7 protein-coding genes are annotated in these 9674 nt (G+C 68.4%); 2 read left to right on the top strand and 5 right to left on the bottom strand.

Features of this window, described 5'->3' with window-relative positions:
- The coding region (locus ABNT58_RS11070) for a DUF3656 domain-containing protein (RefSeq protein WP_348753533.1) at positions 1–630 on the top strand (630 nt) is incomplete at its 5' end.
- Here the strand turns inward: ABNT58_RS11070 and ABNT58_RS11075 are convergent.
- From ABNT58_RS11075 to ABNT58_RS11095, 5 genes are all read right to left on the bottom strand, one after another.
- Positions 627–1367, bottom strand: a complete 741-nt coding sequence (locus ABNT58_RS11075; RefSeq protein WP_348753534.1) for a glutaredoxin family protein — start codon at positions 1365–1367, stop codon at positions 627–629. The genes ABNT58_RS11070 and ABNT58_RS11075 overlap by 4 nt on opposite strands.
- 48 nt (positions 1368–1415) lie before the next feature.
- Positions 1416–3446: a M3 family metallopeptidase gene (locus ABNT58_RS11080; RefSeq protein ID WP_348753535.1), complete on the bottom strand. Its 2031-nt coding sequence runs from the start codon at positions 3444–3446 to the stop codon at positions 1416–1418.
- Between the two features lie 27 nt (positions 3447–3473).
- Positions 3474–4331, bottom strand: coding sequence for a bifunctional methylenetetrahydrofolate dehydrogenase/methenyltetrahydrofolate cyclohydrolase FolD (folD, locus tag ABNT58_RS11085; RefSeq protein WP_348753536.1), 858 nt, complete (start codon positions 4329–4331; stop codon positions 3474–3476).
- A gap of 80 nt (positions 4332–4411) precedes the next feature.
- Complete coding sequence (locus ABNT58_RS11090; protein ID WP_250199349.1) at positions 4412–5035, bottom strand: response regulator transcription factor; 624 nt, start codon at positions 5033–5035, stop codon at positions 4412–4414.
- On the bottom strand, positions 5032–7593 hold the full coding sequence (locus ABNT58_RS11095; protein ID WP_348753537.1) for a PAS domain S-box protein: 2562 nt from the start codon (positions 7591–7593) through the stop codon (positions 5032–5034). The genes ABNT58_RS11090 and ABNT58_RS11095 overlap by 4 nt, the downstream gene beginning before the upstream one ends.
- 182 nt (positions 7594–7775) lie before the next feature.
- Here ABNT58_RS11095 and aceE point away from each other — a divergent pair.
- Positions 7776–9674, top strand: a 1899-nt coding sequence (gene aceE / locus ABNT58_RS11100) for a pyruvate dehydrogenase (acetyl-transferring), homodimeric type (protein ID WP_348753538.1), incomplete at its 3' end; no start/stop codon positions are given.

Raw genomic sequence — 9674 nt, forward strand, 5'->3', positions numbered from 1 at the left:
CCGCATGAGCCGGCGCGCGACGCCGCCAAGGCCGAGGCCACGCTGAAGGACCAGCTGGCCAAGCTGGGCAACACGATCTTCGAGGCGCGCCGCGTGCGGCTGGCGCTGCAGCAGCCGTGGTTCGTGCCGGCCGGCGTGGTCAATGCGCTGCGCCGCGACGCGGTGGCTGCGCTGGAAGCGGCCCGCGCGGAGGCGCTGCCGCGGCTGCCGCGCGCCCAGCCGGTGGAGCCGCCGGTGCCCTACCCCGAAGACACGCTGAGCTACCTGGCCAACGTCTACAACGGCCAGGCCGCGGCCTTCTACGCACGCCATGGCGTCCAGGTGGTGGGCGCGGCCTACGAGAGCCATGAAGCCCTGGGCGAGGTGAGCCTGATGATCACCAAGCACTGCGTGCGCTGGAGCCTGAGCCTGTGCCCCAAGCAGGCCAAGGGCGTGACCGGCGTGCAGGGCACGGTGCGCGCCGAGCCGCTGACGCTGCAGCACGGCGACGACCGCCTGACCCTGCGCTTCGACTGCAAGCCCTGCGAGATGCATGTGGTGGGTGCGATGCGCAAGCAGGTGCTCAAGCAGCTCAAGGCCGAGCCGCTGACCTTCTACCGCAGCCGCCCGCAGCCGGCGGCACGCGCCTAGAAACGGATCGCGGGCACCGGCACGCCGGTGTCGGTGGCCGCGGGGGCGGGGCCGGTGGGCACTGCGGGGCGGGCGGTGCTGTCGCTGGGCGCCGAAGCGCCGCGGCCTTCCGCGGCCGCCTGACTGCCGCGGCCCTCGGCCGGCGGAGTGCTGCGTCCTTCTGCCACCGGCCCGGGCGGGGGAGGCTGGTAGTTGGGCGGCAGCCGGTTGTCGCGCGGGTAGCCGGCGGCGTCCAGGTATTCGCCCCAGCTGTCGGGCGCATAACCGCGCAGCATCTGTGAGCCGATGCCCAGCGCCGGCGCCTCCGGCGCACCCACCACACGTTGCCACACCTCGCGGTCGGCATCGGTGGTGGCCTGGCGTTCACGGTAAGGCACGCCGCGCTGCTTCAGGAACTCGCGCCCGCGGTCGCAGGGCACGCAATCGGGCGCGGTGAACAGCGTGACCGGAAAACGCGTGGCCACGGTGCGCAGCGGCGTCGGCAGCAGCGCCAGGCTCTCGTCGATGGGGCTGCCGGCCGCGCCGTTGGCACCCACCGGCGACACCTTGCCGGTGTTGTTGCGCACCGGTCGGTCGGTGTAGGTGATGCGGCCGTCGGGCTCCACGATCTTGTAGAGCGTGGTCTGCGCGGCCGCCGGGCCGGCCTGTGCCGCCAGCAGCGCCAGCAGCGCCAGCAGGCCGAGGCCGGCCGTCAGCCGGCGGGCGGGGATGGAACGCAGGGCGGGACGACGGCGCATGCGCTGCAATCTAACGCACGGCGGCAGCCCCATGCCGCCGGCAGGGGGTCAGACCATGCCCTGGTGTCGCATCAGCGCGTCGATCGACGGTTCGCGGCCGCGGAAGGCCTTGAAGCTGTCCATCGCCGGCCGGCTGCCGCCCACTTCCAGCACCTCGCGGCGCAGGCGGCGGCCGGTGTCCACGTTCAGCGGGCCGGTTTCTTCGAAGGCGCTCCAGGCGTCGGCCGACAGCACCTCGGCCCACTTGTAGCTGTAGTAGCCCGCCGCATAACCACCGGCAAAGATGTGCGAGAAGGTGTGCTGCGAGCGGTTGAAGGGCGTGGCCTCCAGCACCGCCACCTCGCGCCGCACTTCGTTGAGCACCTGCTGGATCTGCTGCGCGGCGGCCGGCTCATGGTGCAGCCGCATGTCGAACAGCGCGAACTCGATCTGCCGCAGCGTGGCCATGCCGCTCTGGAAGTTCTTGGCCGCGATCATCTTGTCGAACAGTGCGCGCGGCAGCGGCTCGCCGGTGTCCACATGGGCGGTGAGCTGCTGCAGCACCTCCCACTCCCAGGTGAAGTTCTCCATGAACTGGCTGGGCAGCTCCACCGCGTCCCACTCCACGCCCGACAGGCCCGACACGCCGATGTCGGCCACCTGGGTGAGCATCAGGTGCAGGCCGTGGCCGAACTCGTGGAACAGGGTGATGACGTCGTCGTGCGTCAGCAGCGCGGGCTTGCCGCCCTGCGGCGACGGGAAGTTGCACACCAGGTGGGCCACCGGCGTCTGCAGGCCGCCTTCGGGGCGGGCCCAGCGCACACGCACGTCGTCCATCCAGGCGCCACCCTGCTTGCCCTGGCGGGCGTAGGGGTCGAGGTAGAACTGCGCCAGCAGCGCGCCGTCACGTTCCACCTTGAAAAAGCGCACCGTGGGGTTCCACACCGGGGCGGTGTCGGGGCTGATCTTCACCTCGAACACCGTCTCGATGATGCGGAAGAGGCCCTCCAGCACCCGGGGCTCGGTGAAGTACTGCTTCACCTCGTTGTCGCTGAAGGCGTAGCGGGCCTGCTTCAGGCGCTCGCTGGCAAAGGCGGTGTCCCAGGGCTTCAGGTCGGCCAGGCCCAGCTCGGCAGCCGCGAATTCGCGCAGCTCGGCCAGGTCGCGCTCGGCATAGGGGCGGGCGCGCCGCGCCAGGTCGGCCAGAAAGTCCTTCACCTGCGCAGGCGATTCGGCCATCTTGGGCACCAGCGACACGTCGGCATAGCTGCCGTAGCCCAGCAGCTGCGCTTCTTCCTGGCGCAGTTGCAGCAGCTCGGTCATCACCGCGGTGTTGTCGCGCTCGGGCGGGCCCAGCTCGCTGGCGCGGGTGACGTAGGCGGTGTAGATCTTCTCGCGCAGCGAACGGTCGCTGGCGTACTGCATCACCGGGTAGTAGCTGGGAAACTGCAGCGTGATCTTGTAGCCCTCCTGCCCGTCGGCCTGCGCGGCGCTGCGGGCGGCCTCACGCACGTCTTCGGGGACGCCGGCCATCTCGGTGTCGCTGGCGTAGTAGCTGAAGGCGTCGGTGGCATCGAGCACATGCTCGCGGTACTGCTGGCTCAGCTCCGACAGCCGCTCCTGGATCTTGGCGAAGCGGGCCTTGGCCTCGCCCTGCAGCTCGGCGCCCGACAGCACGAAGTCGCGCATGGAGTTGGCCAGCGCCTTGCGCCGCGGCGCGCTCAGGGCCGCGGCCTCGGGCGCGTTGGCGATGGCCTTGTACTTGGCGTACAGGCGTTCGTCGGCGCCCAGGCGGGTGTAGAACTCGCTGATCTTGGGCAGGTTCTCGGTGTAGGCCGCGCGCAGGGCGGGCGTGTCCATCACATGGTTCAGGTGGCTGACGGCGCCCCAGGCGGTGCCCAGGCGCTCGGTGGCCACGTCCAGCACGGCGGACATCGCTTCATAGGTGGCGGGCACCTCGTCGCTGACGGCGCGTTCCAGCGCGGCCGAGGCGTCGGCCAGCAGCCGGTCGACCGCCGGGCCCACATGCTGGGGCTGGATGGCACTGAACGCGGGCAGGCCGCCGGTCTGAAGCAGGGGGTTGTCGGCAAGTTCGGTCATGCGGTGTTCCTCGTGCGATGGCCCGTTTTACCGCGCCGCGGCGGCCCGTGCGGCTTCCAGGGTGTTGACCAGCAGCATGGCGATGGTCATGGGCCCCACGCCGCCCGGCACCGGGCTGATGTAGCCTGCCACTTCCTTGACGGCCGCGAAGTCCACGTCGCCGCAGAGCTTGCCTTCTTCATTGCGGTTGATGCCCACGTCGATGACGATGGCGCCGGGCTTGACCATGTCGGCCGTCAGCGTGTTGCGGCGGCCTGTGGCGGCCACCACGATGTCGGCCAGCCGGGTGTGGGCCGCCAGGTCGGGCGTGCCGCTGTGGCAGATGGTGACGGTGGCATGGGCCTGCAGCAGCAGCAGCGCCATCGGCTTGCCCACGGTGTTGCTGCGGCCGATGACCACCGCATGCTGGCCCTTGATGGGCACGCCGGTGCTCTCGATCAGCTTCATGCAGCCGTAGGGCGTGGCCGGGCGCAGGCCGGGCAGGCCGCTCATCAGCTCGCCGGCGCTGCGCACCGAAAAGCCGTCGACATCTTTCTCGGGCGCGATGGCTTCGATGACCTTGTGCGGATCGATGTGCTTGGGCACCGGCATCTGCACCAGGATGCCGTGGATGCTTTCGTCGGCATTGAGCGCCGCGATGCGGGCCAGCAGTTCGGCTTCGGTCAGCGTGGCGGGGTATTGCTCCAGCACCGAATGCAGGCCGTTGTCCTTGCAGGCCTTGACCTTGTTGCGCACATAGACGGCGCTGGCCGGGTCGTCGCCCACCAGGATGACGGCCAGGCCGGGCTTGCGGCCGTGCTGCTGCGCCAGCGCGGCAGCTTCCACCGCCACCTGGGCGCGAACTTGGTTGGAGAGGGCGGTGCCGTCGATGATCTGGGCGGTCATGTGCGTGGTCCGGAAAGGCCACAGGCCGCTGTACGGCGGCCTGTGGGTGGGGAAAAAAGCGGGCTGGTTCAGCGAACGGGTCAGGCCTTGCTCGTAGCGCCCAAGGCGATCTTCAGCAGGTCGGCCACGGTGTTGGCGTTGAGCTTTTCCATGATGTTGGCGCGGTGCGCCTCCACCGTCTTGATGCTGATGCCCAGGTCGTCGGCGATCTGCTTGTTCAGCCGGCCGGCGACGATGCGCTCGAGCACCTGCGCCTCACGCGTGGTCAGGCGGGCCAGCAGCGCGTCGCGGCTGGCTTCTTCCTGGTGCTGCGAGAAGGTGGCGCGGGCCGATTCGAGCATGCGCTCGACCAGGCTCAGCAGCTCTTCTTCCTTGAAGGGCTTTTCGATGAAGTCCATCGCGCCCTTTTTCATCGTGTTCACGGCCATCGGCACGTCGCCGTGGCCGGTGATGAAAACGATGGGCAGCGGCGAACGGCGCTCGATCAGGCGGTCCTGCAGTTCCAGGCCGCTCATGCCGTCCATGCGGATGTCGGCGATCAGGCAGGCCACTTCGCGGGGGTCGAAGCGCGAGAGGAAGGATTCGGCGGAATCGAAGCAGCGGACGCGGTAGTCCTTGCCTTCCAGCAGCCACTGCAGCGAATCGCGCACGGCCTCGTCGTCATCGACGACATACACGGTACCCTTCTTGGGAATCAAACTCATGAGGCAACAGTGTTGTTGGAGGGGGCTGAGGAAGGCGACGCAGGGGGAAATTCACTGCGCAGCAGGGCGGTATCGACGGGCAGGGTGAAGACGAATCTGCAGCCCACGACCTGCTCTCCATTGTAGAGGTTCTGCGCCCTGATCCGCCCCCGGTGGCTCTCGACGATGGAGCGGCACAGACCCAGGCCGATGCCCAGGCCGTCGGCCTTGGTGGAGAAGAAGGCTTCGTACATGCGCGACAGCACATCCTCCTTCATGCCGGGGCCCATGTCGGTCACGCTGAACTCGATCACGCCGCCTTCTTCGGGCGTGTGGCGGGGCACCACGCGCAGCTCGATGTGGCGGCGCTGCGGCGGCAGCTGCGCGTTGTCGATGGCCTCGGCCGCGTTCTTCACCAGGTTCAGCACCACCTGCTCGATCAGGATGGGGTCGCACATCAGCGGCGGCAGGCGCTGGGCCACGTAGGTGTGCAGCTCCACGTTGCGGCGGCGCAGCTCGATGTTGGCCAGCTCCACCGCCTCGTCGACGATGCTGCGCGCCTCGGCCCGCTGGCGCTGCGGCTCGCTGCGTTTCACGAAGGAGCGGATGCGGTGGATGATCTGCCCGGCCCGCTGCGCCTGGCGCGAGGTCTTTTCCAGCGCCGCGATCAGGTCGTCCTTCTGGATGGCGTCGTTCTTGACCCGGCTGACCATGCCGTTGCAGTAGTTGGCGATCGCGGTCAGCGGCTGGTTCAGCTCATGCGCCACCGACGAGGCCATCTCGCCCATGGTCACCAGGCGGCTGGTCACCTGGGCCTTCTCGGCCTGGCGCGCGGCCTGTTCCTCGGCGCGGCGGCGGGCGGTGATGTCGGTGGCGATCAGCATCTGCGCCAGCCGGCCGTCGGTCCACTGCAGGTAGCGGCTGCGCACGTCGAACCACTTGCCCAGCGATTCCACATACACCTCGCGCGGGTCGGAACCGGCCTCGGTCAGCTCTTCGGTGGGCAGGCCCGAGAGGCTGTCCACCATGTCGTCCTGGTCGGCCAGGAAGCGCAGCGCCGCATTGGGGCCGGCCAGCAGGTCGTGGCCGCGTGCCTCGGAGCCGAACCACAGCCGGTACGAGCGGTTGGCGAACAGCAGCTCGCTTTGCTGCACCGACAGCACCGACACCGCCGCGTCCAGCCCCTCCAGCACGGTGGTGAAGCGCTCGTGCGAGGCCGACAGCTGGTCGCGGATGCGCTTGGCCTCGGTGATGTTGGTCATCGAGGTCATCCAGCCCGTCTGCTGGCCCTTGGAGTCGATCAGCGGCGAGACGTACATGCGCGCGTCGAACTGCGTGCCGTCCTTGCGCATCACCTTCACCTCGATGCCGCCGGCGGGGCTGCGGCCCTGCAGCTCCTGCTGCAGCAGCCGCATGTTCTCGTCGATCAGCGTGGGCGGCCAGTGCGGGAAGGGCGGGCGCGCGCCGATCAGGTCGGCCTCGGAAAAGCCCGTCATCGCGCAGAAGGCCGGGTTCACATAGGTGATGCGGCCTTCCATGTCCAGCGCGCGCATGCCGGTGAGCATGGAGTTTTCCATCGCGCGGCGGAAGTTGGTTTCCTGCACCAGTGCGCCCTGGATCTGCCCGCGGCGGCGCATGTGCCGCCAGGTGGCCATCAGCATCCACACCGTCAGGCCCGACAAGGCCACCACCATCCAGAACAGCGTGTTGCTGATGAGGCCGATGGACGTGCGCCAGCCCTGGCCGCGCACCACCAGGCCATTGGCCGTGGGCGCCAGCGGCGCGTCGTGCACGATGGGTGCGCGGCGGGTGAAGCGCTGGCTGCCGGAGGCGTCGCTGCTGGCCACCTCGCGGGCCTGGTCGTCGAGCACGGCGATGGTGTGGCGCTGGGTGACCACCGCGGGCACCGCCAGCCGCAGCAGCGTTTCCACCGAGTACTCGGCCATCAGCACGCCGGCAAAGCGGCTGCCGTCGAACAGCGGCACCTGCAGCTGGAACACCGGCGCGGCCGCCGGGTTCACGAACGCGCGCGAGTACACCGGCTGGCGCAGGTCGCGCGCCACTTCGAAGGCGCGCTCGGGTTCGCTGGCGCGGCCCAAGGCCGGCATGGACGCATCGACCTCGCCCTTGGGCTCGACCGGATAGCCCGAGACGGAGTGGCTGGCCTTGCGCTCCCGGCTGGCGGTGATCCAGGCGATCTGCGTGATCTCGGGCCGCTCGCGCCCCAGCGTGGCGGCCTGGTCGATGAAGTCGGCAGCGTCGATCGGGCGGCGCGTCATCTGCCCGGCCAGGCGAATCATCTGCTCCTGGCTCTCGATCAGCCGCAGCCGCATCTGCTGCTGGACGATCTCGGCGTCGCGCCGCACCGATTCGATCTCGCGCTCGATCTCTTCGTTACGCAGGTACCAGAACGCCGAAATGATGGCCGCCAGGAACAGCAGCACCGACACCAGCGGCCCGATCGTCACGAAGCGGTCCTGCCGCGCCGGCGACTGCCGGCGCCACCAGCGGTTGAGCAGTCGTTGCCCCCGTGTGAACGAAACACTGCTGGCGGCAAAAAGATCGTGACGGGGCTGCATCGGGGGATTATGGAAGGGCGGCGGCCCTCGCCCGGCCGCTGCTGCCTGCGGATTTCCCTTTGCAATATCGCATCGTGAAACGTACTCGCACTATTTGAAAACTCGGCGAGTTGTGCCAAACTGCGCGCGCTTTACCCTCGCCCGCATCCCATCCATCTCGGTAAAAGACCAGGAGACAAGCCATGTCTGCAGTGCCCGAATCCTTCTCCGGCGGCGCGGCCGCCAACGATTCCGACCATCAGGAAACCCGCGAGTGGTTGGACGCCCTGTCTGCAGTCATCGGCGCTGAAGGCGGCGAACGCGCCCACTTCCTGCTGGAACAGCTGATCGACCACGCCCGCCAGGCCGGCATCGACGTGCCGTTCTCGGCCAACACCGCCTACGTCAACACCATCCCGGCCGACCAGGAAGTGCGTTGCCCAGGCAACATCGAGATCGAAAAGCGCCTGCGCGCCTACATGCGCTGGAACGCGATGGCGATGGTGGTGCGCGCCAACCGCCTGAAGCCCGCCGACGGCGGCGACCTGGGTGGCCACATCGGCTCGTTCGCATCGCTGGCCTCGATGCTGGGTGCCGGCTTCAACCACTTCTGGCACGCCGAGAGCGAGAACCACGGCGGCGACCTGCTGTACATCCAGGGCCACAGCGCGCCCGGCATCTATGCCCGCGCCTACCTGGAAGGCCGGCTGACCGAAGAGCAGCTCGACAGCTTCCGCCAGGAAGTGGACGGCAAGGGCCTGTCCAGCTACCCGCACCCCAAGCTGATGCCCGAGTTCTGGCAGTTCCCGACCGTCAGCATGGGCCTGGGCCCCTTGATGGCCATCTACCAGGCGCGCTTCCTGAAGTACCTGCACGCCCGCGGCATTGCCGACACCGCCAACCGCAAGGTGTGGGCCTTCATGGGCGACGGTGAGATGGACGAGCCGGAAAGCCTGGGCGCCATCGGCCTGGCCGCGCGCGAAGGGCTGGACAACCTGGTCTTCGTCATCAACTGCAACCTGCAGCGTCTGGACGGCCCGGTGCGCGGCAACGGCAAGATCATCCAGGAGCTGGAGAGCGAATTCCGCGGCAGCGGCTGGAACGTCATCAAGCTGATCTGGGGCAAGGGCTGGGACGAGCTGCTGGCGCGCGACAAGAGCGGCAAGCTCAAGCAGCTGATGATGGAAACCGTGGACGGCGACTACCAGGCCATGAAGGCCAACGACGGCGCCTACGTCCGCAAGAACTTCTTCGGCAAGTACCCCGAGACCGCCAAGCTGGTCGAGCACATGAGCGACGAGGAGATCTTCGATCTGCGTCGCGGTGGCCACCAGCCCGAGAAGGTGTTTGCCGCCTTCCATGCCGCCCACAACAACACCACCGGCCAGCCCACGCTGCTGCTGGTCAAGACCGTCAAGGGCTACGGCATGGGCAAGGCCGGTGAAGGCAAGAACACCGTCCACCAGACCAAGAAGCTGACCGACGACGACATCAAGTACATCCGCGACCGCTTCGGCATCCCCATCCCCGACAGCGAGCTGCCGCAGATCCCGTACTACAAGCCGGCCGACGACACGCCCGAAATGCGCTACCTGCAGGAGCGCCGCCAGGCCCTGGGCGGCTACCTGCCCAAGCGCCGCGTGAAGACCGAAGAAAGCTTCGAGGTGCCTGCGCTGGACACCTTCAAGGCCGTGCTCGAGCCCACCGCCGAAGGCCGTGAGATCTCCACCACCCAGGCCTACGTGCGCTTTCTGACGCAGCTGCTGCGCGACAAGGCGCTGGGCCCGCGCGTGGTGCCCATCCTGGTGGACGAGGCCCGCACCTTCGGCATGGAAGGCCTGTTCCGCCAGATCGGCATCTACAACCCGAAGGGCCAGCTGTACACCCCGGTCGACAAGGACCAGGTCATGTACTACAAGGAAGACAAGGCCGGCCAGATCCTGCAAGAGGGCATCAACGAAGCCGGCGGCATGGCGAGCTGGATTGCCGCGGCCACGAGCTACTCGACGAACAACCGGGTGATGATCCCGTTCTACGTCTACTACTCGATGTTCGGCTTCCAGCGCATCGGCGACCTGGCCTGGGCGGCCGGCGACATGCAG

It is taken from the genome of uncultured Aquincola sp. (assembly GCF_964001545.1).
Classification (GTDB): domain Bacteria; phylum Pseudomonadota; class Gammaproteobacteria; order Burkholderiales; family Burkholderiaceae_C; genus Aquincola.